Origin of the sequence: Streptomyces dryopteridis, from assembly GCF_049606955.1 — a bacterium.
In the GTDB taxonomy this organism is placed as follows: Bacteria; Actinomycetota; Actinomycetes; order Streptomycetales; family Streptomycetaceae; genus Streptomyces.
The window spans coordinates 1,718,409-1,740,577 of sequence record NZ_CP187113.1; the positions used below are offsets into that span (position 1 = coordinate 1,718,409).

Below are 22,169 nucleotides of genomic sequence, written 5' to 3' on the forward strand. Positions count from 1 at the left end.
TCCTCAGGGATGCTCCATTGCACTTCCCTTGCCCGCGACGGCGACCGCCGAGAACGCCAAGTACTGCCTGTGGGGCCGGGATCTGATCCATATTGGTTTAGACCAGTACCCGGAGCTTGGCCTAGACCTTTGGGGGTGTCAAGGGTCTAATGAACGCGTGACCGGTCCTGTTATCGGACCGACACCTCGAGAGGGGCGAGGGGTGCCCTCCCCCACGTGTCACGATGTGACCGCACATATCGGAGGAGCCGGTGACGGCAACGAAACTGGAGTCGGGAAGGCGGGCGGCGATGGCCACCGAAGGGGCGACCGGAGACCCGGAGAGCGGGACGCCGACACGGACCGCGCGCGTGCCCAAGTACTACCGACTCAAGCGGCACTTGCTCGACATGACCGACACGATGCCCCCCGGCACGCCGGTGCCGCCGGAACGCACTCTCGCGGCGGAATTCGACACCTCGCGAACCACCGTTCGGCAGGCGTTGCAGGAACTCGTGGTCGAAGGTCGACTGGAACGCATTCAGGGCAAAGGGACATTCGTCGCCAAGCCGAAAGTCTCCCAGGCGTTGCAATTGACTTCGTATACGGAGGACATGCGGGCGCAGGGATTGGAGCCGACTTCCCAGCTCCTCGACATCGGGTACGTCACCGCGGACGACACCCTGGCCGGCCAGCTGAAGATCAACACCGGCGGGCGGGTGCTGCGGATCGAGCGGCTCCGACTCGCCAGCGGTGAACCCATGGCCATCGAGACCACCCACCTCTCGGCCAAACGCTTCCCCGCCCTGCGCCGCTCGCTCGTCAAGTACACCTCGCTCTACACCGCCCTCTCCGAGGTCTACGACGTGCGCCTGGCGGAGGCCGAGGAGACCATCGAGACCTCCCTGGCCACCCCGCGCGAGGCCGGGCTGCTCGGCACCGACGTGGGCCTGCCCATGCTGATGCTCTCCCGGCACTCGCTCGACGAGGACGGCGAGCCCGTCGAATGGGTGCGCTCGGTCTACCGGGGCGACCGCTACAAGTTCGTGGCCCGACTGCGCCGCCCCACGGACTGACCGTCCGGGCCGTCCCCTCCCCGGGCCGGCCCGCGCGACCGACCGGCCCCGATCCCAGGGCCCTCGGCCGCTCCCCCGCGAGTCCCCGCCCGGCCCGTGACGCCCGGCGGGCACCCGAGCCCCCCGCACCACTCCCGCACCACCCGGCCGCACGCCGCTCGGCGACGAGGGCACGGCCGGCGGTTTCCGGCCGGCGGCCCCGGCCCGGATCGCCGCACCGCACCCCGGCCGCACACCCCCCGCACCCCCGCGCCCCGGCCCTCCCGGGCCGTGACCACCGCAGGTCCGGGCCGCCCCGGAGCGAGCCGCGCGGGCGCGCCGGACCCCGTGACGCGGAGCCCCGGCACCCCCTCGGGCGGAGCCCCTCGGCATTCCGGCGCCGCCGACGCCCGCACCCGCCCCGAGCCCCGCGCTCCGGCGTCCGGCTGCCGAATGCGCGCACCCATCGAAGCCGCCCCCGAACGGCCCCGCGCGGGACTCGCGACGCGAATTCCGCATCCGCCACGGGCCCGAACCTGCCCGAAACCGGGCAGGGTTGACCGGGATTCCCCTCCTTCCGCTCCAACGGCCGTGATCCTCGCCGGAGACCGAGCCCTCGCGCCTCAAGATCCTTTTCTCCGGAGGGCGTTCGGGGACGGGATATCGCGCGCGCGTCGGGACCGCGAAGAGCGCCGCCCGCGCATTCCCCGCACCGCGTCCCGCACACCCGTCCGAGCCACCCGTCCCGGAACACCGCCCGAGGGAAAGGGAATTCGATCGGAGGCGAATGCGCGAGCGAATGCGCGGGGGGAAATGCCGACGGGACCAGGCCGCTCCTCACGGGCCCCGCCGACCCGGCCCGCGGCCCCCGTCCGCCCCCGTCGACCCCGCCCTCCGACCGACCGCTTCCGGACCCGCTCCGAGCGCCGCGCGAGCCCCGTCCGAGCCGCTCACGACGCGCGCGGCGCACGGTCGTGCTCGTGACGCGCCGGCCGAAACCGTTCGGTCCGCGCGCACCGTCGTCCCCCCTCCGGACACCAACCGGGGCCCGTCAACACGGAGATGACGGAGTCGACCGGAGCCGGAACCGTACCCGACCGTTCCGACCTGCTCAGGGGCCCGAGTTCCGTACCGATATGCGGACGAGGGCTTACGCGCAACGGTCGGCCGGTCGTAGATTGCGCTGCATTCGCACGCAGGGACAAATGATCAACGAGGGGACGCACGGATCATGCCCGAAAGAGAAGCGGAATCCGCGCCGGTGACCACCGGCAGGATGACGCCGAAGTCCATCGCCGTCTGGGTGCTCGTCGCGCTCGTCGCCGCGGCCGGCTGGGGAGTGCTCGCGCTCTCCCGCGGCGAGGAGATCTCCGCGGCCTGGCTGCTCGCCGCGGCGCTCGGCTCCTACGCCATCGGCTACCGCTTCTACTCCCGGTTCATCGCGAACCGCGTGCTGAAGGTGGACAAGACCCGCGCCACCCCGGCCGAACGGCTCGACAACGGCGTGGACTTCCACCCGACCGACCGCCGAGTGCTCTTCGGGCACCACTTCGCCGCCGTCGCCGGCGCCGGCCCGCTGGTCGGCCCCGTGCTCGCCTCGCAGATGGGCTACCTGCCCGGCACCATCTGGATCATCGCCGGCGTGATCTTCGCGGGCGCGGTCCAGGACATGGTCACCCTGTTCTTCTCCACCCGCCGCAACGGCCGTTCGCTGGGCCAGATGGCCCGCGACGAGATCGGACCGGTCGGCGGCGCCGCCGCGCTGGTCGCCGTCTTCATCATCATGATCATCCTGCTGGCGGTGCTGGCGCTGGTCATCGTCAACGCGCTGGCGCACTCCCCGTGGGGCGTGTTCTCGATCGGCATGACCATCCCGATCGCCCTGTTCATGGGCTTCTACCTGCGCGTGCTGCGGCCGGGCCGGGTCACCGAGGTCTCCGTGATCGGCGTCGCGCTGCTGCTCCTCGCGATCGTCGCCGGCGGCTGGGTCGCCGAGTCCTCCCTCGCCGACACCTTCACGCTGGAGAAGGAGACCCTGGTCATCTGGATGGTGGTGTACGGGTTCATCGCCTCCGTGCTCCCCGTCTGGATGCTGCTGGCGCCCCGCGACTACCTGTCCACCTTCATGAAGGTCGGCACGATCGCGCTGCTCGCCGTCGGCGTGGTCGTCGCCCTGCCCACCCTGAAGATGCCGGCGGTCACCGAGTTCGCCTCGCGCGGCGACGGCCCCGTCTTCGCCGGCTCCATGTTCCCGTTCGTGTTCATCACGATCGCCTGTGGCGCCCTCTCCGGCTTCCACTCCCTGGTCTCCTCGGGCACCACCCCGAAGATGATCCAGAAGGAGACCCAGGTCCGGATGATCGGCTACGGCGCGATGCTGACCGAGTCCTTCGTGGCCATCATGGCCGTGATCGCGGCCTGCATCATCGAGCCCGGCCTCTTCTTCGCCGTCAACAGCCCCGCCGGGGTCATCGGCACCACGGTGGAGACCGCCTCGGCGGCCGTCACCAACTTCGGCTTCGCGATCTCCCCGGCCGACCTCGCGCAGGCGGCCAAGGACGTCGAGGAGGTCAGCCTGCTCTCGCGCACCGGCGGGGCCCCGACCTTCGCGCTGGGCATGTCGGAGATCTTCTCCGCCGTGGTCGGCGGCGCCGGGATGAAGGCGTTCTGGTACCACTTCGCGATCATGTTCGAGGCCCTGTTCATCCTCACCACCGTGGACGCGGGCACCCGCGTGGGCCGCTTCATGCTCCAGGACACCCTCGGCAACGTGCACAAGTCCTTCAAGGACGTGAGCTGGAAGCCGGGCGTCTGGCTCGCCAGCGCCATCGTGGTCGGCGGCTGGGGCTACTTCCTGTGGGTCGGCGTCAGCGACCCGCTCGGCGGCATCAACCAGCTCTTCCCGCTGTTCGGCATCGCCAACCAGCTGCTCGCCGCCGTCGCCCTCGCCGTCTGCACCACCCTGCTCGTCAAGTCCGGCCGGCTGAAGTGGGCCTGGGTCACGGGCGTGCCCCTGCTGTGGGACGTGGCCGTCACCCTGACCGCGAGCTGGCAGAAGGTCTTCTCCGAGGACGTGAAGGTCGGCTTCTTCGCCCAGCGCGACAAGTACCAGGACGGCATCGACGCGGGCAAGGTGCTGCCGCCCGCGAAGAACGCCGACGAGATGCACACCATCGTCACCAACGCCACCGTCGACGGCGTCCTGTCCGTCCTGTTCGCCGTCCTCATCCTGGTGGTCCTCGCCGACGCCGCCCGCACCTGCCTGAAGGCGATCCGCCGGCCCGAGACCACGACCAGCTCCGAGGTCCCGTGGACCGAGTCGAGGATCGTCGCCCCGGCCGGCATGTTCGCCACCGCCGAGGAGAAGGCGGAGATCGCCGCCGCCGAGGCCGCCGCGGGCAAGGCCAAGGAGCCGGCCGCGTCATGACGGGCCGGCAGGTGTGGGAGCGGGTCCGGTTCTACGTCCGGGAGTTCTCCGGCGAGGCCGCCTACGACCGGTACGTGGCGCACACCCTGGGCCACGACCCGACGGCCGAGCCACTGACCCGCCGCGCCTTCGAACGGGCCCGCACCGACGCCCGCGAGGCCGACCCGCGCGAGGGCTTCCGCTGCTGCTGAGCACCCCGCGCGAGCCGCCCACCACCCCGACCGGGGCCGGTGGGCGGCTCGTGCCGGTTTCGGCGCCGGTGCGACACTTGGCGGATGGATTTCACGATCAGAACCGCGCGCCCCGAGGAGTACGCGGCCCTCGGTGACCTCACCGCGCGCGTCTACCTGGACGACGACCTCGTGGCCTTCGGCGCCGAGGACCCCTACCTGGACCGGCTGCGCGACGTGGCCGGCCGGGCCGCCGACCCCGGCGTCGTCATTCTCACCGCCGAGGCCGAGGGCCTGCTGCTGGGCCAGGTCACCTTCGCCGAACCCGGCAGCTCCATGTGCGACATCGCGGGCCCCGACGAGGCCGAGTTCCGGATGCTCGCCGTGGCCCCCGAGGCCCGCGGCCGGGGCGTCGGCGAGGCCCTCGTGCGGGCCTGCGAGGAGCGGGCCCGGACCCTGCCCGGCGTGCGCGCCCTGGTGCTGTCCACCACGCGGGACATGGTCGGCGCCCACCGGATCTACCGCCGGCTCGGATTCATCCGCACCCCGGAGCGCGACTGGACCCCGTTCGCCGAGATGGACCCGCTGCACACCTACCGCCTCGCCTTCTGACCCGCCCGCCGCGTGACGGTCGTGTGAACACGACCGCCGGCCCGGAGCGCGCCGCACCGCGCGCCGGCCGGCCCCCGCGGCCCCGCGCGTTCGCGCCCGCGACGCGCCCGCCGGCCGCCCCCGGGCCCCGCGCGGGCGCCGATGCGCCCCTCTCCGAGGACCCGGAGTTCGCTTCCGCGACACGCCGCGCGAGCCCGCACGGGAGCCCCCGAAACCCCCGTCACCAGGGCGCACCGCCCGCATCGGGCGCCGGCCGTCCACAACATGTGGTGGTGTCCGCATCCCGCGCCCCCTACATGTATGCTCGTGCTCGCTGTCGCCGCAGGGGAATCCGGTGTGAATCCGGAACTGTCCCGCAACGGTGTGACACACCCCTTTTCGCCCGTCCCTCCTCCGCGAGGGCGCCGCACGGGGGTGCGCGAGTCCGAGGACCTGCCGACAGTGCGCCCAGACCGACCGGTCCGGGCGCCGATTCGTCCGGGCCTCGCGGTTGGGCCGGTGGACGTCACGCGGAGCACCCCGCCCGAACCTGCCCAGGGCGGTCTCGGTGCGCCCGTTCGCGTGCGCCCCCCGTCGCCCCCGCCCCGAGTGGCCGGAGCCGAGCGAGGGAGAGCCCCCACGTGACCATCGCGCCTGCCGCACCGCGCGCCGCGTCCACCCCGCCCGAGGCAACCGCCGAGAGCCTCGGGGCCGCGCTGCTGCGCACCCTCACCGAGCTGACCGCCGACCTGCCCGACACCGACCCCGGCCGGGTGGCCGCCGCCGCCCTGCGCGGCCGCAGCGGCGCCAGTGACGCGGCCGAGCTGCGCGGGCTGGCCTGCGAGGCCGCGGCCGGCCTGATCTCCGAGGACCCGGCCTACTCGCGGCTCGCGGCCCGCCTGCTGACCCTCGCCGTGGCCGACGAGGCCGCCGGTCAGGGCGCCGTCTCCTTCTCCGCCTCGGTGGCCGTGGGCCACGCCGAGGGCCTGATCGCCGACCGCACCGCCGCCTTCGTCACCGCCCACGCGGCGCGACTGGACGCCCTGGTGGACGCGGCCCTCGCCGAGGGCGCCGACGACCGCTTCGGCTTCTTCGGCCTGCGCACCCTGCACAGCCGCTACCTGCTGCGCCACCCCATCACCCGGCAGGTGATCGAGACCCCGCAGCACTTCATGCTGCGCGTGGCCTGCGGCCTGGCCGAGGACGAGTCCCTGCCGGCCGTGGACGAGGTGGCCTCGCTGTACCGGCTGATGAGCCGGCTGGAGTACCTGCCCTCCTCCCCGACCCTGTTCAACTCGGGCACCCGCCACCCGCAGATGTCCTCCTGCTACCTGCTGGACTCCCCCGCCGACGAGCTGGACTCGATCTACGACCGCTACCACCAGGTGGCGCGGCTGTCGAAGCACGCCGGCGGCATCGGCCTGTCCTACTCCCGGATCCGGGCCCGCGGCTCCCTGATCCGCGGCACCAACGGGCACTCCAACGGCATCGTCCCGTTCCTGAAGACCCTCGACGCCTCCGTCGCGGCCGTCAACCAGGGCGGCCGGCGCAAGGGCGCCGCCGCCGTGTACCTGGAGACCTGGCACGCGGACCTCGAGGAGTTCCTGGAGCTGCGCGACAACACCGGCGAGGACGCGCGCCGCACCCACAACCTGAACCTGGCCCACTGGGTGCCGGACGAGTTCATGCGCCGCGTGAACGCCGACGCCGCCTGGTCGCTGTTCTCCCCCGCCGACGTGCCCGAGCTGGTCGACCTGTACGGCGAGGAGTTCGACGCCGCCTACCGCCGCGCCGAGTCCGCCGGCCTGGCCCGCAAGACGATGCCGGCGCGCGAGCTGTACGGCCGCATGATGCGGACCCTGGCGCAGACCGGCAACGGCTGGATGACGTTCAAGGACGCCTCCAACCGCACCGCCAACCAGACCGCGCTGCCGGGCCGCGTCGTGCACTCCTCGAACCTGTGCACCGAGATCATCGAGGTCACGAACGACGGCGAGACGGCCGTGTGCAACCTCGGCTCCGTCAACCTCGGCACCTTCGTGGACGAGCGCACCGGCGAGCTGGACTGGGAGCGGCTGGACGCCACCGTGCGCACCGCCGTGACCTTCCTCGACCGGGTCGTGGACATCAACTTCTACCCGACCGAGCAGGCCGGCCGTTCCAACGCCAAGTGGCGTCCGGTGGGCCTGGGCGCGATGGGTCTGCAGGACGTGTTCTTCAAGCTGCGGCTGCCCTTCGACTCGCCGGCCGCGCAGGAGCTGTCCACGCGGATCGCCGAGCGGATCATGCTGGCCGCGTACGAGGCGTCCACCGACCTCGCCGAGCGGCACGGGCCGCTGCCGGCGTGGGAGGAGACCCGCACGGCGCGCGGCGTGCTGCACCCGGACCACTACGGAGTGACGCACCACTGGCCGGAGCGCTGGGAGGCGCTGCGGACCCGGATGGCGAGCACGGGCCTGCGCAACTCGCTGCTGCTGGCCATCGCCCCGACCGCCACCATCGCGTCCATCGCGGGCGTCTACGAGTGCATCGAGCCGCAGGTGTCGAACCTGTTCAAGCGCGAGACCCTCAGCGGGGAGTTCCTCCAGGTCAACACCTACCTGGTGGAGGAGCTGAAGCGGCTGGGCGTGTGGGACGCGCAGACCCGCGAGGCGCTGCGCGAGGCATCGGGCTCCGTGCAGGGCTTCGGCTGGATCCCGGCCGAGGTGCGCGAGCTGTACCGCACGGCGTGGGAGATCCCGCAGCGCGGCCTGATCGACATGGCCGCCGCCCGCACCCCGTACCTGGACCAGAGCCAGTCGCTGAACCTGTTCCTGGAGACGCCCACCATCGGCAAGCTCAGCTCGATGTACGCGTACGCCTGGAAGCGGGGGCTGAAGACCACGTACTACCTGCGGTCCCGTCCGGCGACGAAGATCGCCCGGGCCGCGCAGGGCGGCGCCCGCGTCGAGGCCGCCGCCCCGGCGACGGTGCCCGCGACCGCCGCCCCCCTCCCGCAGGCCCTCGACGCCGACGCGTTGGCCTGCTCCCTTGAGAACCCCGAGTCCTGCGAGGCATGCCAGTGAGCACCCCCACCCGATCCCAGAACCTGCTCGACCCGGGTTTCGAGCTGACGCTGCGGCCGATGCGGTACCCGGACTTCTACGAGCGCTACCGGGACGCGATCAAGAACACGTGGACGGTGGAGGAGGTCGACCTGCACTCGGACGTGGCCGACCTCGCGAAGCTGAGCCCGGCGGAGCAGCACATGATCGGCCGGCTGGTGGCGTTCTTCGCGACCGGTGACTCGATCGTCGCGAACAACCTCGTGCTGACCCTGTACAAGCACATCAACTCCCCGGAGGCGCGGCTGTACCTGTCGCGGCAGCTCTTCGAGGAGGCCGTGCACGTGCAGTTCTACCTGACGCTGCTCGACACCTACCTGCCGGACCCGGAGGACCGGGCGGCGGCGTTCGACGCGGTGGAGAACATCCCGTCGATCCGCGAGAAGGCGCAGTTCTGCTTCCGCTGGATGGACTCGGTGGAGAAGCTCGACCAGCTGGAGACCGCGTCCGACCGGCGCCGCTTCCTGCTGAACCTGATCTGCTTCGCGGCGTGCATCGAGGGCCTGTTCTTCTACGGGGCCTTCGCCTACGTGTACTGGTTCCGCAGCCGCGGCCTGCTGCACGGCCTGGCCACCGGCACCAACTGGGTGTTCCGGGACGAGTCCATGCACATGGACTTCGCGTTCGAGGTCGTGGACACGGTCCGCAAGGAGGAGCCGGAGCTCTTCGACGAGGAGCTGGGCCGGCAGGTCACGGAGATGCTGAAGGAGGCCGTCGAGGCGGAGCTCCAGTTCGGCCGCGACCTGTGCGGGGACGGGCTGCCGGGCATGAACACCGAGTCCATGCGCGAGTACCTGCAGTGCGTGGCCGACCAGCGGCTGGTCCGGCTGGGCCTGGACCCGGTGTTCGGTTCGAGCAACCCGTTCTCGTTCATGGAGCTCCAGGGCGTGCAGGAGCTCACGAACTTCTTCGAGCGGCGCCCCTCGGCGTACCAGGTCGCGGTGGAGGGCACCGTCGACCTCGACGAGGACTTCTGAGCCCGCGCGCGGCGTCGCGCGCGCCGTACGCCCGAAGGCCCCGTCCCCGTGAACTCGCGTTCCGGGGCGGGGCCTTCGGGCGTGCGGGCCGGGCCCGCGGTCAGTCGTTGGGGACGGTCTCGTAGCGCGGGGTGCCCTCGGCCATCTGGCGCAGGGCGTCCTTGCGGTCGCGCTTGGAGAGCCGGTCGATGTACAGGTAGCCGTACAGGTGGTCGGTCTCGTGCTGGAGGCAGCGGGCGAAGTAGCCGGTGCCGCGGACCTTGATCGGGTTGCCCTGGGCGTCCTGGCCGGTGACCTCGGCGTAGTCGGGGCGGGCCAGCGCGGCGTACGCGGTGGGCACCGACAGGCAGCCCTCGTTGGAGTCGTCCAACACGCGGCTGCCGGCGGGCAGTTCGACCAGGCGCGGGTTGACGACGACGCCGGTGTGGCGGACGCCCTCGTCGTCCGGGCAGTCGTACACGAAGACCTTCTGGTCCACGCCGATCTGGTTGGCGGCCAGGCCCACGCCCTCGGCGGCCTTCTGGCTGGCGAACATGTCGTCGATCAGCTTGGCCAGCTCGTCGCCGAACTCGGTGACGTCCTTGCACTCGCGGTGCAGGACGGGGTTGCCGACGGTGGTGATCGGGCGCGCCGTGCCGCGCTCGCGGTGGGCCAGCTCGCGCGCCTCACAGTCCTCGGTGTCGACCACGTAGCCGTCGTTCACCGAAACCTCTTGGTCCTGCTCGTTGTGCTGCTCGGCCATCGTCGCTCTCGTGCCTTCCTCGTCCTGCCACGTGTCGCCCTACAGCCTACGGGCAGCGCCGGGGGCCTTCAGCAGACCTCTTCCAGATCGCGCCACTCCCGGGTGTCGGGGCTGTCGGCGACCCAGCCGTCGAGCAGTCCGCGCACGAGGCCGGCCGGGGCGGCGATCCCGCACTCGCGCTCGGGCACCCACAGGGAGCCGGAGCCGGCGGTGCGGTGGCCCAGCGGGCCGGGGTGGCCGGGTTCGCTGTGGTCGTGGGGGTCGAGGTGCTCGCCCTCGCCCTCCCCGCTGGGCATCTCGCTCTCGGAGCAGGTCCGGCACAGCAGGCGCACGGAGGAGGACCAGTCCTCGGCCGCGAATCCGGCGTCGGCGGCGAGGGCCTCCAGGGCGTCCCGGTCCTCCTCGGCGGCGGCCTCCAGCAGCACCACCCAGGTGGGGACGGGCGAGGGGGCCCACAGCTCGATCTCGTCGAAGACGGGGTAGGAGGGGCCGGCGGCGGTGACGCGTTCGCCGTGCGGGACCCCGTCGTGCAGCACCACCTCGCCCCAGCGGCGGCCGGAGGAGGGCAGCGGGATCGAGAGCACCTCCAGACGGGCCGGATCGAGCCGCCGGCCCCACACGACCTCGGCCTCGCCCTCGGGCGAGAGGCGGACGGCGGCGCTGCCCAGTTCCATGCCCAGGGGTTCGCCGGTGCCGGTGCCGCGCGGGTCGCCGGGCACCTTCAGCCCGTACGCCTGCCAGGCCCGGCGGGCCAGCGGCCAGTCCTGGAGGGCGGTGGCGGCGATGCCCACGTTCCACCAGTCCGGGGCGCCCACCCCGCGGTCGAGGAGGGCGACGGCGCGCAGGCCGGCGGCGCGGGCCTGTTCCCAGTCGTGCCGGAACTTGTGCAGGAGCGCGAGGTTGAACCAGGACTCCGAGAGCCACGGTTCGAGGTCGGCCGCTCTGGTGAGCAGCGCGCCCGCGTCCTCGTACCGGCCGTCGCCGATCAGTGTGAACGCGCGGTCGGTGGCCTGCCGCCACGAGGCGGAGGGTCGATGCCGTACCTTCCCGAAGATCCTCACGATTCCCGCCTGCCGGTCCAACGGTGCAGCCCTGTGCGGACACTCTCCACTTCGCATCCAACCATGCCCGCTCGGGGGCCCGCTCATTACCCACCGGTCAGAGGGGGCGCCCGGGGGCCGGGCGGGCCGGGGCGGCGTGCTCGCGCCGCAGTACCCGGGCCAGGGTCTCCACGACCTCCGGCTGGTGCTCGTGGCCCCGGGCCAGCCGGAGGCGTTCGAGGGCGGCCAGTGAGCCGGCCGGGTGACGGTCCTCGCCGAGCAGCTCCTCGTAGCCGCTGACCGTGCGGACGATCCGGGCGGCGACCGGCTGCTCGCGGTACGGGTCGGCCTGCCGGGCGACGATCTCGGCGACCCGGGCGGGCACCCCGGTGCGGCGGGCCACGTCCCCGCCGAGGGCCGCGATGCGGCGGGCCCGCTCGTCGGGGCGGTCGGCGCCGGGTGCTCCCGGCACCGGTTCGGGCAGGGAGAGCCGGCCGATGTCGTGCAGCAGGGCCGCGTACTCCAGCTCGGTCAGCTCGCGCTCGGACAGGCCGAGCTCGCGGCCGACGGCGCGGCTGAGGCCCGCGACCCGGCGGGCGTGGCCGGGGCGGGCGTGGCCGGCGATCTCGGTGGCGCGGGCCAGGGAGGCGATGGTCTGGCGTTGGGTGGCGCGGACCGCGCGGATCCGGCGCAGCGAGAGCTGGGTCAGGAGCAGCGGCACGCTGAACACGGGCAGGGCCCAGAGGCCGGCGGCGGCCACCCCGAGGGCGAGGACGGCGCCGGAGGCCCCGATGGCGGAGCCGAGGCCGGGCAGGGCGTGCACGGCGTCGCGGAGCAGGGCGGTGTGCGGGCGGTCGGCTCCGGGGCGGCCGGGGGCGGCGGCGAGGGCGACGCCGAGGACGGCGTCGGCGAGCGCGGTCAGGGCCAGCAGCACGAGCAGGACGAGGACGAGGCGGGGGCCGTGGCCGAGCCAGGTCTCGTGCCGGCCGCTCTGGTGCAGGGGGCGGAAGCAGACGGCGGCGAAGGCCACGGTGAGCACCCGGCGGGTGACGTGGTCGAGGTCGGGGGCCCGGCCGCGGGCGATGTGCGGGACGGCGGCCACGAGGGCGGCGAGGACGACGACGGCGACGGTCTGGAGCACCCCGTGGTGGGCGGGGACGCCGGCGCGGCTGGCGAGGAGGGCGTAGCCGAGGGCGGCGGCGGAGCCGAGCGGGGCGGTGTGTCTTCCGTCTCCGGGGGGCGCGTCGCGGCGGGCGCATTCGCCGACGGCCACGAGGAGGCCGAAGGCCAGCGCGGTGCCGGGGTCGGCGAAGCCCCGGGCCAGGGTGTGGACGAGGGCGAGGGCGGTGAGGAGGGCGGCGCCGGCGCGCAGGGCGCGGGCGAGGGCGGCGCGGGCGTCGGGGCTCATGCGGGGCCGGGTCCGGGGCCGCCGGCGCTGCGGGAGGGCCGGCGGCGCCGGCGGGCGCGGGCCGGGGGTTCGGCGGGGGCGCGTCGGCCCTGGGAGGGCACCTCGGAGTCGAGGGCCCCGTCCAGAGTGCCCTCGGGGTGTGGGGTGGGGGCCGCGGGGCAGCCGTCGGGGAGGCAGCCGTGGGGGCTGTCGGCGGCGGTGTCGGCGGTCACCACGGGGTGCCAGCCGTGGCGTTGGACGGCGGTCACGAGGGCTTCGACGACGCGGGGGTCGAACTGGGTGCCGGCGCATCTGCGGAGTTCGGCGAGGGCGGCGGGCACGGGTCTGCCCCGGCTGTAGGAGCGGTGGGAGGTCATGGCGTCGAAGCAGTCGGCGACGCAGACCACGCGGGCGAGTTCGGGGATCTCCTCGCCGGCGAGGCCGTAGGGGTATCCGGTGCCGTCGACCTTCTCGTGGTGGTGGAGGATCGCGGTGCGGGCCTCGTCGAGGAAGCCGATGCCCCGGACGATCTCGTGTCCGTACTCGGGGTGCAGTTCGATGACGCGGCGCTCTTCGGGGGTGAGGGGGCCCTCCTTGCGGAGCAGCCGGGTGGGGACGCCGATCTTGCCGATGTCGTGGAGGATGCCGGCGATCCGGACGAGTTCGCGGCGTTCCTCGGGCATGCCGAGTTCGTCGGCGATCAGGGCGGCGGCCTGTCCGACGCGTTCGCCGTGGCCCCGGGTGTAGCGGTCCTTGAGGTCGACGGCCTGCACGAGGGCCCGGATGCCGGCGTGGTGGGCGGCGCGTTCGCGTTGGTACTGGGCGAACAGCCGGCAGGAGATGCCCATGGGCAGCAGGACGGCCAGGGCGGCGGGCACCCCGTAGGGGCTGCGCCAGAGCACCGCCATCATCAGGCCGGCCAGGCCGTGGGTGAGGTGGGGCGCGAGGGCGGCGGGCAGCGGGGCGAGGAGGGCGGCGTGCGGGGAGCGGCCCTCGGCGGCGATCAGGACGGCGCCGTCGAGGAGGGTGAGGACGAGGCAGAAGGCGAGGGCGGCGCAGGCCGCGGGCAGCAGCACGGCGGGGAACCGGGGCGGGTCGCAGAGGTCGGGGCCGGCGGTGAGGGCGAAGGCGCCGGCGGCGCAGGCGGCGGCGAGTGCCTGGGTGGCGGCGTGCCAGAGCCGGCGGACGGCGCGGGGGCCGCGTTCGGGTCGGGTGACGAGGGCGCCGGGCACGGCGACGAGGGCGGCGGCGGCCGGGGGCAGCAGCAGGCAGGCGGCGAGGAGGACGGGGTAGAAGGGGCCGAAGGCGGGGGCCCCGGTGTCGGGGCGGGGGCGGCGGCGGGGCAGCTCGCAGGCCAGGTAGAGGGCGGCGAGGAGGAGGGCCGTGCGCCGGTGGTGGGGGTCGGCCAGGGCGGGGGGCGCGGCGGTGAGCACGGCGAGGGCGGCGCCCAGGACGGTGAGGACGCAGAGGCGTGCCGGGGCCGGCAGTACCCGCATGTCGGTGTCCTCCCCGCTTCGCTCCGTGCCGAAGGGGGAGGATAGGTCGGGGGCGGGCGCCGGCGGGGCCGATTGGGCCGGTGTGCCGTGCCGGGCCCCCGTGATTGGCACCTTCGGGTGAATGTGCGGGGGTTTCGCGTCCGCTCGGGCCCCGGTCCGTCACCCGTGCGGGGTGTGCCGGTACGCCGGGGGCGCACCGGTGTCGGGGCGGGCGGGACGGCTCAGGTCTGGTCGGCGGCCGCGGGGTGGTCGGCGGGGCGCACGACGGCGATCTCCTCGTCGGGGACCGTCTGTCCGGCGCGGATCAGTTCGATCCGGCCCATGACCTTGGAGCGCAGGTCGGTGGGGACGTCGTCGGAGCCGCAGCAGCGCTTGACGAGCTTCTTGACGGCCTGTTCGAGACCGTACTTCTCCAGGCAGGGGCTGCACTCGCCGAAGTGGGTCTCGAACTTGGTGCAGTCACTGTCGGGCATCTCGCGGTCGAGGAATTCGTAGAGGTGGTCGAGCACCTCGGAACATTCCGTCTCGTGCGGCTCTCCGCAGCTCATGAGCCCGCGCCTTTCAGGTCGTTCGTCTCTCCGGCGCCGGCCGGGACGAGGCCGCGCTCACGCGCGTAGTCCTCCAGCATGCCGCGGAGTTGACGGCGGCCGCGGTGCAGTCGTGACATGACCGTACCGATGGGTGTACCCATGATGTCCGCGATCTCCTTGTAGGCAAAGCCCTCCACGTCCGCGAGGTAGACCGCGATGCGGAATTCCTCGGGGATGGCCTGGAGCGCCGCCTTGACGTCGGAGTCGGGCAGGTGGTCGAGGGCCTGGGACTCGGCCGAGCGCAGTCCGGTGGACATGTGCGACTCGGCGCGGGCCAGCTGCCAGTCCTCGATCTCCTCCGCCGCGCTGCGCTGGGGTTCGCGCTGCTTCTTGCGGTAGGAGTTGATGAAGGTGTTGGTCAGGATGCGGTAGAGCCACGCCTTGAGGTTGGTGCCCTCACGGAACTGGTGGAAGGAGCCGTACGCCTTGGCGTAGGTCTCCTGGACCAGGTCCTCGGCGTCGGCCGGGTTGCGGGTCATGCGCAGGGCGGCCGAGTACATCTGGTCGAGGTAGCCGAGGGCGTCCCGTTCGAATCGGGCGTTGCGCTCGGCGGTCGTCTCCTCCGCCTGGCCTTCGTCGGTCCCAGCGACAGGACCCACCTCCTCCGACAGCGTGGCGGGGCCGAAAGCGGACCCGCTCGAATCGGAGAATAGTCGACCTTCCGGGCCGGCCGCCGCTCGGGCGGTGACGCCCTTGGGGGTCGGGAGCACCGTCCATCCCAGGACCCCGGCGTGCGGACGGTACGGGCTGATGACCTGCGTCATGCGACGTTCCCTCTCCCCCTGTGTGTTCTCCGTGCTTCGTACACCGGTCACAACACCCGTCCCCGGCGCCGCATTCCCGGGCCTCCGGGGCGTTTTCCGGCCGGCCGGACTCCGTCAGGTCAGCCGGCCCGAACGGGTTCGGGGAGCCGGTCCAGCCAGTCGGCGACGGCGGCGACGAGGTCGGCGAGGGTGCCCTCCTGGTCGCGGGCGGCCCGTTTGGGGACGGCGAAGCCGTGGTTGGCGGCCGGCAGGTCGACGATCTCGAAGTCGGGACGGAGGCCCTCGGCGCCGGCGGTCGGGAAGGCGGCGGCGGTGCCGAAGGTGTCGGCCCCGCCCTGGACCACGAGGAGGGGGCGGCCGAGGTCGGCGAGTTCCCCGGCCCGGCTCTTGTCGGGCCGGCCGGGCGGGTGCAGGGGGAAGGCCAGGGCGAGGACGGCGAGGGGGTCGAGTTCGACGGCGGTGCGGCAGGCCACGCGGGCGCCGGCGCTGCGGCCGCCGGAGACCACGGGGAGTCCGGGGGCGGTGAGGGCCGGCCACAGGGCCCGCCAGCCGGTGTCGAGGGTCCTGGGCGCGGCGGCGACGCGTTTGCCGGCGACCCGCCAGGGTTGCTCCACGAGGGCGACGGTGGTCCCGCGCGCGGGCAGGGCCCGGGCCAGGGCGTCGAGGTCGCGGGCCTCGATGCCGCCGCCGGCCCCGTGGCCCAGGGCCAGGACGCGGCGGGCGGCGCGGGCGGGGTGCCAGGTGATCCGGGCCTCGCCGTCGGGGGTGGTGACGGTCTCGACGCGGGGCGCGGGGTCGGGGCTCATGGGCCCATTCTCGGGCCGTTCAGAACAGGGTGGTCTCTTCGGGGGCGGCGAGTTCGGTGAGGAGTTCGGGGCCGTTGTTGCGGACGTTGCTGACGGTGGTGGCGACGGGGTGGGCGCGCAGCAGGCCGCCGGGGGGCGGGGCGAGGAGGGCGCGCAGGCTGCCCTCGGTGTCGGTGCGGGCCGGGTCGAGCCAGGCGTCCCAGCGGTCGGGGGTGAGCACGAGCGGCATCCGGGGGTGGATCTCGGAGAGGGAGCGGGGGCCGTCGGCGGGGGCCTGGCCGAGCGGGGTGGTCTCGGCCTCGGTGGTGATCACGGAGCAGGTGACCCACCAGGCGGCGGGGTGGTCGTCGGGCAGGGTGCGGTCGCGCCAGAACTCGTAGAGGCCGGCCATGGCGAGGACGGAGCCGTCGAGGGGGCGCACGAAGTAGGGCTGCTTGCGGGCCCGCTTGCGCTTGCCCTCGACCTCCAGGCGCCGCTCGTCGTGTTCGGTGACCCACTCGTAGTAGCCGTCGGCGGGGATCACGCAGCGGCGCTGGGCGAAGGGCACGCGGAAGGAGGGCTTCTCGTGCAGGGTCTCGGAGCGGGCGTTGATCATGCGGGCGGCGCCGTCGGGGTTTTTCGCCCAGGAGGGGACGAGTCCCCATTTCAGGACCCGGAGCTGGCGAACCGGACGGGGCGTGGGAGCGTCTTTGAGGGGGCGGTCGAGTATGACGTACACCTCTTTGGTGGGGGCCACGTTCCAGTCGGGCGCCAGGGCCCCTACCGGGTCCCAGTGCTCGATGCCGAACAGGTCCACCAGGTCCTCGGGCGAGCGACTCGCCGCGTAACGTCCGCACATGGCACTCACCCTGTCATGTCCCCCACCCCCCACGACAAGGAGCCGGCCGGCCCATGGACACCTCGACCACCGCGGGACTCTGGGATCGCCTCACGGGCATACAGGAGCGGCCGGATCTGTGGCTGGTGCTGGCGACGGCGGCGGTGGCCCTGTTGTTCGTGCTGCCGCGGCCGGTGTGGCTGCTGTCACGGAACGCGGTGACCATCGCGCACGAGGGCGGGCACGGTCTGCTGGCGGTGCTCACGGGGCGGCGGCTGGACTCGATCCGGCTGCACTCGGACACCAGCGGGCTGACGGTGAGCCGGGGCAAGCCGCGCGGGCTCGGGATGGTGCTGACGGCGGCGGCCGGGTATCCGGCGGCCTCGTTGTTGGGCCTGGGCGGGGCGACGCTGCTCGGGCAGGGGCGGCTGACCCTGTTGTTGTGGGTGGCGACGGCCCTGCTGTTGGCGGTCCTGGTGATGGTGCGCAACGCGTACGGGGTGCTGACGGTGCTGCTGACGGGCGGGGCCTTCCTGTTGGTGTCCTGGTTGGCGCCGACCGGGGTGCAGGCGGCGTTCGCGTACGGGGTGGTGTGGTTCCTGTTGCTGGGCGGGGTGCGGCCGGTGTTCGAGTTGCAGTCGAAGCGGCGGGGCGGGGGCAGCCCGGATTCGGACGCGGACCAGTTGGGTCGGCTCACGCACGTCTCGCCGTGGGTGTGGGTGCTGCTGTTCCACGTGGTGACGCTGACCTCGTTGATCGGTGGTTCGCGCAAGCTGATCGGCTGGTGAGACGGGGCGCCCGCACTGCGGAGCGCGGGCCCGCCGCGCGCGGGTGGGGGCCGGTTCCGGCCACTAGAGTGGGGGCCATGACGCTGACCTCCGCCCTGTCCGACCCCTGGCCCGCCCCGCTCGCCGAGGGGCCCGTGCGCGCGACCGTGACCGTGCCCGGGTCGAAGTCGGTGACGAACCGCGCGCTGGTGCTCGCGGCGCTCGCCTCGGAGCCCGGGTGGGTGCGCCGGCCGTTGCGTTCGCGGGATTCCCAGCTGATGTCGGACGCGCTGCGGGCGCTGGGCGTGGGCATCGAGGAGACGGTGTCCTCGGCGTCGGCGGGTGCCGGCGGGGAGGCGTGGCGGGTGATCCCGGCGCCGTTGCGGGGTCCGGCGACGGTGGACGTGGGCAACGCGGGCACCGTGATGCGCTTCCTGCCGCCGTTGGCGGTGCTCGCGGCCGGTGACATCCGCTTCGACGGGGACCCGCGCTCCTACGAGCGTCCGCTGGGGCAGGTCATCACGGCGCTGCGGGCGCTGGGCGCGCGGATCGACGACGGGGGTCGGGGCGCGCTGCCGCTGACCGTGCACGGCGCGGGGGCGCTGGAGGGCGGCGTCGTCGAGATCGACGCCTCGCACTCCTCGCAGTTCGTCTCGGCCCTGCTGCTGTCGGCGCCGCGGTTCAACCAGGGCGTGGAGGTGCGGCACACGGGCGAGACCCTGCCGTCGATGCCGCACATCCGGATGACGGTGGAGATGCTGCGGGCGGCGGGCGCTCAGGTGGACACGCCGGAGTCGGGCGGGGAGAAGAACGTGTGGCGGGTGGCGCCGGGCGCGCTGCTCGGCCGTGACCTGGTGGTGGAGCCGGACCTGTCGAACGCGCAGCCGTTCCTGGCGGCGGCGCTGATCACGGGCGGCACGGTGACGATCCCGGACTGGCCGGCGCGGACCACGCAGCCGGGCGACGAGCTGCGACGGATCTTCACGGAGATGGGCGGTTCCTGCGAGCTGACCGAGGCGGGCCTGGTGTTCACGGGTTCGGGTCGGATCCGGGGCATCGACGCGGACCTGAGCGAGGTCGGCGAGCTGACCCCGGGCATCGCGGCGGTGGCGGCGCTGGCGGATTCCCCGTCGACCCTGCGCGGGGTGGCGCACCTGCGGCTGCACGAGACGGACCGGCTGGCGGCGCTGACGAAGGAGATCAACGCGCTGGGCGGGGACGTGACGGAGACCGCCGACGGGCTGGTGATCCGGCCGCGTCCGCTGCGCGGCGGGCTGTTCCACACCTACGACGACCACCGGATGGCGACGGCCGGCGCGGTGATCGGCCTGGCGGTGCCGGGCGTGGAGATCGAGAACGTGGCCACGACGGCGAAGACGCTGCCCGATTTCACCGCGATGTGGACGGGGATGCTCGGCGGGGTCGGGGAACCCGCGGGAACGGGAGCGGGAGCCTAGGGCCATGCGCCGGTACGGCAAGAACACCGACGAGGACGACATCCGGTCCCGCCCGAACCGCAAGGGCAACCGGCCTCGGACGAGCATCCGCCCCAAGCACGAGGACGCGTCCGAGGGTTTCGTCCTCACCGTGGACCGCGGCCGGCTGACCTGCCTGGTCGAGGACCGCACGGTGATCGCGATGAAGGCCCGTGAGCTGGGCCGGAAGGCGGCCGTGGTCGGCGACCGGGTGAGTCTGGTGGGCGATCTGTCGGGGGCGAAGGACACCCTCGCGCGGATCGTGCGGATCGGGGAGCGGTCCTCGGTGCTGCGGCGCACGGCGGACGACGACGACCCCTTCGAGCGGGTGGTCGTGGCCAACGCCGACCAGTTGGCGATCGTGACGGCGCTGGCCGATCCGGAGCCGCGGCCGCGGATGATCGACCGGTGTCTGGTGGCGGCGTACGACGCGGGGCTGGAGCCGCTGCTGGTGCTGACCAAGTCGGACCTGGCCTCGGCGGACGAGCTGCTGGAGGTGTACTCGACGCTCGGGGTGAACCACGTGGTGGTCAACCGCGAGGAGCTGGCGGTGGGCGAGGCCGCAGACCGGGTGCGGGAGCGGCTGGTCGGTCGGACGACGGCGTTCGTGGGGCACTCGGGCGTGGGCAAGACCACGCTGGTGAACTCGCTGGTGGCCGAGGAGCGGCGGCGGGCGACGGGGCACGTGAACGCGGTGACGGGTCGGGGTCGGCACACCACGACCTCGGCCTTGGCGCTGCCGCTGCCCGGTGGGGACGGTTGGGTGATCGACACCCCGGGCGTGCGGTCCTTCGGGCTGCACCACGTGGACCCCTCGCGGGTGATCCTGGCGTTCCCGGACCTCCAGGGCGGCACGGAGGACTGCCCGCGGGCCTGTTCGCACGACGAGCCGGACTGCGCGCTGGACCGGTGGGTCGAGGAGGGGCACGCTGATCCGGCGCGGCTGTACTCGTTGCGCCGTCTGCTGGCGACCCGGGAGCGCCGCGAGGGCGACTGATCGGCGGGGCGGGTTTGGGCCGGGGCGCGGTCGGTGAATGCATCAACGAACCGATTGCACACCTTTGCCGGCCCGCCGTCCGCCGCGCGGGCCCGACGCGGGAGGCCCCTCATGGCGTGGCTGCTGGTCGTGGTCGCCGGACTGCTGGAGACCGGCTTCGCGGTCTGCCTGAAACTGTCGCACGGCTTCACCCGGCTGTGGCCGACGATCGCGTTCGCGGCGTTCGCACTGGGCAGCTTCGGGTTGTTGACGATGGCGCTGAAGAAGTTGGACGTGGGTCCGGCGTACGCGGTGTGGACGGGGATCGGGGCGGCGGGGACGGCGATCTACGGGATGGTCTTCCTCGGTGACCTGGTGTCCACGTTGAAGATCGTCTCGATCTCGTTGGTGATCCTCGGGGTCATCGGCCTGCAGTTGTCCGGTTCGTCGCACTGAGCCGGAGCATCTCGGCGGGGCCGGTGGGGCCGGGGGCGATGAGGCAGGACAGGGCGAGCCGGACGCCGAGTTCGGCGCGGTCGGCGGCGAGCGGTCCGAGGGCCTCCCGGGCGCGGTCGCGGACGGCGCGGACGAGTTCGGCGGGGCGCGGGGCGTGCGCGCAGGAGGGCAGCGCGGGGTCGTCGAAGCCGGTGAGCAGGACGCGGGTGAGGGGTCGGGCGGCGCCGCCGAGGGTCCAGTCGGCGAGTTCGGTGAGGCGTTCGGCGGGGGTGCCGGGGCCGGCGAGGACCCGGTCCACCCCGTCGAGCCAGCGGGCGGTCTCGCGGCGGACGAGGGCGCGGGCGAGGCCCTCCTTGCCGCCGAACTCGTTGTAGAGGGTCTGGCGGGAGACCCCGGCGCCGGCGGCCACGTCAGTCATCCGCACGGTGCGCCAGGGGCGCAGGGCCAGGGCGGTCTCGGCGGCCCGGAGCAGGGCCTCGCGCGTCGCGGGCATGTGCCGGTCTCCCTCCCGCGCGGCGCCGTGCGCCGTGCCTGTGCACCGGGTGTTTTGTCCCCCGTGCCAGGGTTGACGGGGTCTGACGCGGTGTCAAGGGTGCGGGGGCGCGCGGCCGGGCGTGCGGAGCGGGCGGGGCGCGTCCGGGGAGCGGACGGGGGTCGTCCGGGGAGCGGCCCGGTCGATAGGGTTCCGGGTATGTCCGAATATGACGATGACCTGCGCCTTGCCCTCGAACTCGCCGACGCCGCCGACGTCGCGACGATGTCCCGGTTCCGCGCGTTGGACCTGAAGGTCGAGACGAAGCCCGACATGACCCCGGTGAGCGAGGCCGACAAGGCCGCCGAGGAGATCGTGCGGGCGGGCATCGAGGCGGCACGCCCGGCGGACGCGATCCTGGGCGAGGAGTACGGGCTCAAGGGCGACGGCCCGCGCCGCTGGGTGGTGGACCCGATCGACGGCACGAAGAACTACGTGCGCGGGGTGCCGGTGTGGGCCACGCTGATCTCGCTGATGGAGCAGGCCGAGGACGGGGAGTTCCGGCCGGTGGTGGGCGTGGTCTCGGCGCCGGCGCTGGGGCGCCGCTGGTGGGCGGCCGAGGGCGCGGGCGCGTTCGCGGGCGGCCCGCTGGGCGGGGTGCCGGGCGCGCCGGCCGGCGCGGGGCAGGCGATCTCGGTGTCGCGGGTGGGGCGGCTCGCGGACGCCTCCCTGGGCTACTCCTCGCTGTCGGGCTGGGAGGAGTCGGGCCGGCTGGACGGCTTCCTGGACCTGACGCGGGCCTGCTGGCGGACCCGGGCGTACGGGGACTTCTGGCCGTACATGCTGGTGGCCGAGGGCGCGCTGGACCTGTGCGCGGAGCCCGAGCTGAACCTGTGGGACATGGCCGCGATCGAGATCGTGGTGCGGGAGGCCGGCGGCCTGTTCACGAGCGTGGACGGGGTGCCGGGGGTGCACGGCGGGAACGCGGTGGCCTCGAACGGCCTGCTGCACGCGGCGCTGCTGGACCAGCTGCGCGGCTGAGGCCGGCGCCCGTGCCGCCCGGCGCGCGTGGGTCGCG

At 73.6% G+C, this 22,169-nt stretch carries 20 protein-coding genes and 1 riboswitch; of the genes, 11 read left to right on the forward strand and 9 right to left on the reverse strand.

Annotated features, from left to right (window positions below):
* Positions 1-290 precede the first annotated feature (290 nt).
* From ACN20G_RS06955 to ACN20G_RS06980, 6 genes are all read left to right on the forward strand, one after another.
* Positions 291-1,055, forward strand: coding sequence for a GntR family transcriptional regulator (locus ACN20G_RS06955; protein ID WP_424215403.1), 765 nt, complete (start codon positions 291-293; stop codon positions 1,053-1,055).
* Between the two features lie 1,255 nt (positions 1,056-2,310).
* Positions 2,311-4,461, forward strand: coding sequence for a carbon starvation CstA family protein (locus ACN20G_RS06960; protein WP_424215404.1), 2,151 nt, complete (start codon positions 2,311-2,313; stop codon positions 4,459-4,461).
* On the forward strand, positions 4,458-4,652 hold the full coding sequence (locus ACN20G_RS06965) for a YbdD/YjiX family protein (RefSeq protein ID WP_424211848.1): 195 nt from the start codon (positions 4,458-4,460) through the stop codon (positions 4,650-4,652). The genes ACN20G_RS06960 and ACN20G_RS06965 overlap by 4 nt, the downstream gene beginning before the upstream one ends.
* 84 nt (positions 4,653-4,736) lie before the next feature.
* Complete coding sequence (locus ACN20G_RS06970; RefSeq protein ID WP_424211849.1) at positions 4,737-5,243, forward strand: GNAT family N-acetyltransferase; 507 nt, start codon at positions 4,737-4,739, stop codon at positions 5,241-5,243.
* Positions 5,244-5,543: 300 nt separating this feature from the next.
* Positions 5,544-5,697, forward strand: a riboswitch (cobalamin riboswitch).
* A 166-nt stretch (positions 5,698-5,863) separates the two neighbouring features.
* Positions 5,864-8,287: a ribonucleoside-diphosphate reductase subunit alpha gene (locus ACN20G_RS06975; RefSeq protein WP_424211850.1), complete on the forward strand. Its 2,424-nt coding sequence runs from the start codon at positions 5,864-5,866 to the stop codon at positions 8,285-8,287.
* Positions 8,278-9,303: a ribonucleotide-diphosphate reductase subunit beta gene (locus ACN20G_RS06980; RefSeq protein ID WP_424211851.1), complete on the forward strand. Its 1,026-nt coding sequence runs from the start codon at positions 8,278-8,280 to the stop codon at positions 9,301-9,303. The genes ACN20G_RS06975 and ACN20G_RS06980 overlap by 10 nt, the downstream gene beginning before the upstream one ends.
* A 100-nt stretch (positions 9,304-9,403) precedes the next feature.
* Here ACN20G_RS06980 and def read toward each other — a convergent pair whose 3' ends face one another.
* From def to ACN20G_RS07020, 8 genes are all read right to left on the reverse strand, one after another.
* Positions 9,404-10,045 (reverse strand): peptide deformylase, encoded by a 642-nt coding sequence (def, locus tag ACN20G_RS06985; RefSeq protein WP_424211852.1) that lies wholly within the window; start codon positions 10,043-10,045, stop codon positions 9,404-9,406.
* Positions 10,046-10,113: 68 nt separating this feature from the next.
* Entirely contained in the window at positions 10,114-11,106 is a 993-nt protein-coding gene (locus ACN20G_RS06990; RefSeq protein WP_424211853.1) for a tetratricopeptide repeat protein, read from the reverse strand.
* Positions 11,107-11,203: 97 nt separating this feature from the next.
* Positions 11,204-12,493 (reverse strand): HD-GYP domain-containing protein, encoded by a 1,290-nt coding sequence (locus ACN20G_RS06995; RefSeq protein WP_424211854.1) that lies wholly within the window; start codon positions 12,491-12,493, stop codon positions 11,204-11,206.
* Positions 12,490-13,968 carry an HD-GYP domain-containing protein gene (locus tag ACN20G_RS07000; RefSeq protein WP_424211855.1) on the reverse strand — a complete coding sequence of 493 codons (1,479 nt, stop codon included), beginning with the start codon at positions 13,966-13,968 and terminating at the stop codon, positions 12,490-12,492. The genes ACN20G_RS06995 and ACN20G_RS07000 overlap by 4 nt, the downstream gene beginning before the upstream one ends.
* Before the next feature lie 221 nt (positions 13,969-14,189).
* The gene (rsrA, locus tag ACN20G_RS07005; RefSeq protein WP_424211856.1) at positions 14,190-14,516 is read right to left on the reverse strand and encodes a mycothiol system anti-sigma-R factor; all 327 of its coding nucleotides are present in this window, start codon (positions 14,514-14,516) and stop codon (positions 14,190-14,192) included.
* Positions 14,513-15,322, reverse strand: coding sequence for a sigma-70 family RNA polymerase sigma factor (locus ACN20G_RS07010; protein ID WP_424211857.1), 810 nt, complete (start codon positions 15,320-15,322; stop codon positions 14,513-14,515). Before ACN20G_RS07010 ends, rsrA begins: the two co-directional genes overlap by 4 nt.
* A gap of 119 nt (positions 15,323-15,441) precedes the next feature.
* Positions 15,442-16,128 (reverse strand): alpha/beta family hydrolase, encoded by a 687-nt coding sequence (locus ACN20G_RS07015; protein WP_424211858.1) that lies wholly within the window; start codon positions 16,126-16,128, stop codon positions 15,442-15,444.
* A 19-nt stretch (positions 16,129-16,147) separates the two neighbouring features.
* Entirely contained in the window at positions 16,148-16,966 is an 819-nt protein-coding gene (locus ACN20G_RS07020; RefSeq protein ID WP_424211859.1) for an SOS response-associated peptidase, read from the reverse strand.
* A gap of 53 nt (positions 16,967-17,019) precedes the next feature.
* Here ACN20G_RS07020 and ACN20G_RS07025 point away from each other — a divergent pair, with 53 nt between their 5' ends.
* The 4 genes from ACN20G_RS07025 to ACN20G_RS07040 all read left to right on the forward strand — a co-directional run bounded on the left by ACN20G_RS07025 (position 17,020) and on the right by ACN20G_RS07040 (position 20,619).
* Positions 17,020-17,733: a M50 family metallopeptidase gene (locus ACN20G_RS07025; protein ID WP_424211860.1), complete on the forward strand. Its 714-nt coding sequence runs from the start codon at positions 17,020-17,022 to the stop codon at positions 17,731-17,733.
* Between the two features lie 77 nt (positions 17,734-17,810).
* On the forward strand, positions 17,811-19,169 hold the full coding sequence (gene aroA / locus ACN20G_RS07030) for a 3-phosphoshikimate 1-carboxyvinyltransferase (protein WP_424211861.1): 1,359 nt from the start codon (positions 17,811-17,813) through the stop codon (positions 19,167-19,169).
* A 4-nt stretch (positions 19,170-19,173) separates the two neighbouring features.
* Positions 19,174-20,184, forward strand: coding sequence for a ribosome small subunit-dependent GTPase A (rsgA, locus tag ACN20G_RS07035; protein ID WP_424211862.1), 1,011 nt, complete (start codon positions 19,174-19,176; stop codon positions 20,182-20,184).
* A 111-nt stretch (positions 20,185-20,295) separates the two neighbouring features.
* The gene (locus tag ACN20G_RS07040; protein ID WP_424211863.1) at positions 20,296-20,619 is read left to right on the forward strand and encodes a DMT family transporter; all 324 of its coding nucleotides are present in this window, start codon (positions 20,296-20,298) and stop codon (positions 20,617-20,619) included.
* Here ACN20G_RS07040 and ACN20G_RS07045 read toward each other — a convergent pair.
* The gene (locus ACN20G_RS07045; RefSeq protein ID WP_424211864.1) at positions 20,585-21,112 is read right to left on the reverse strand and encodes a TetR/AcrR family transcriptional regulator; all 528 of its coding nucleotides are present in this window, start codon (positions 21,110-21,112) and stop codon (positions 20,585-20,587) included. The two genes, ACN20G_RS07040 and ACN20G_RS07045, sit on opposite strands and share 35 nt — an antisense overlap.
* A gap of 198 nt (positions 21,113-21,310) precedes the next feature.
* Here ACN20G_RS07045 and hisN point away from each other — a divergent pair, with 198 nt between their 5' ends.
* Entirely contained in the window at positions 21,311-22,132 is an 822-nt protein-coding gene (gene hisN / locus ACN20G_RS07050; protein WP_424211865.1) for a histidinol-phosphatase, read from the forward strand.
* Positions 22,133-22,169: the final 37 nt, after the last annotated feature.

Bases quoted from the DNA above. Each gene is read 5' to 3' on its own strand.
- def (WP_424211852.1), bottom strand. From the start codon at position 10,045: ATGGCCGAGCAGCACAACGAGCAGGACCAAGAGGTTTCGGTGAACGAC.
- ACN20G_RS06960 (WP_424215404.1), top strand. From the start codon at position 2,311: ATGACGCCGAAGTCCATCGCCGTCTGGGTGCTCGTCGCGCTCGTCGCC.
- ACN20G_RS07025 (WP_424211860.1), top strand. From the start codon at position 17,020: ATGGACACCTCGACCACCGCGGGACTCTGGGATCGCCTCACGGGCATA.
- ACN20G_RS07000 (WP_424211855.1), bottom strand. From the start codon at position 13,968: ATGCGGGTACTGCCGGCCCCGGCACGCCTCTGCGTCCTCACCGTCCTG.
- ACN20G_RS06970 (WP_424211849.1), top strand. From the start codon at position 4,737: ATGGATTTCACGATCAGAACCGCGCGCCCCGAGGAGTACGCGGCCCTC.
- ACN20G_RS07010 (WP_424211857.1), bottom strand. From the start codon at position 15,322: ATGACGCAGGTCATCAGCCCGTACCGTCCGCACGCCGGGGTCCTGGGA.
- aroA (WP_424211861.1), top strand. From the start codon at position 17,811: ATGACGCTGACCTCCGCCCTGTCCGACCCCTGGCCCGCCCCGCTCGCC.
- ACN20G_RS07040 (WP_424211863.1), top strand. From the start codon at position 20,296: ATGGCGTGGCTGCTGGTCGTGGTCGCCGGACTGCTGGAGACCGGCTTC.
- ACN20G_RS06955 (WP_424215403.1), top strand. From the start codon at position 291: ATGGCCACCGAAGGGGCGACCGGAGACCCGGAGAGCGGGACGCCGACA.
- ACN20G_RS06980 (WP_424211851.1), top strand. From the start codon at position 8,278: ATGCCAGTGAGCACCCCCACCCGATCCCAGAACCTGCTCGACCCGGGT.
- ACN20G_RS07015 (WP_424211858.1), bottom strand. From the start codon at position 16,128: ATGAGCCCCGACCCCGCGCCCCGCGTCGAGACCGTCACCACCCCCGAC.
- rsrA (WP_424211856.1), bottom strand. From the start codon at position 14,516: ATGAGCTGCGGAGAGCCGCACGAGACGGAATGTTCCGAGGTGCTCGAC.
- ACN20G_RS07020 (WP_424211859.1), bottom strand. From the start codon at position 16,966: ATGTGCGGACGTTACGCGGCGAGTCGCTCGCCCGAGGACCTGGTGGAC.
- hisN (WP_424211865.1), top strand. From the start codon at position 21,311: ATGTCCGAATATGACGATGACCTGCGCCTTGCCCTCGAACTCGCCGAC.
- ACN20G_RS06965 (WP_424211848.1), top strand. From the start codon at position 4,458: ATGACGGGCCGGCAGGTGTGGGAGCGGGTCCGGTTCTACGTCCGGGAG.
- ACN20G_RS07045 (WP_424211864.1), bottom strand. From the start codon at position 21,112: ATGCCCGCGACGCGCGAGGCCCTGCTCCGGGCCGCCGAGACCGCCCTG.
- rsgA (WP_424211862.1), top strand. From the start codon at position 19,174: ATGCGCCGGTACGGCAAGAACACCGACGAGGACGACATCCGGTCCCGC.
- ACN20G_RS06995 (WP_424211854.1), bottom strand. From the start codon at position 12,493: ATGAGCCCCGACGCCCGCGCCGCCCTCGCCCGCGCCCTGCGCGCCGGC.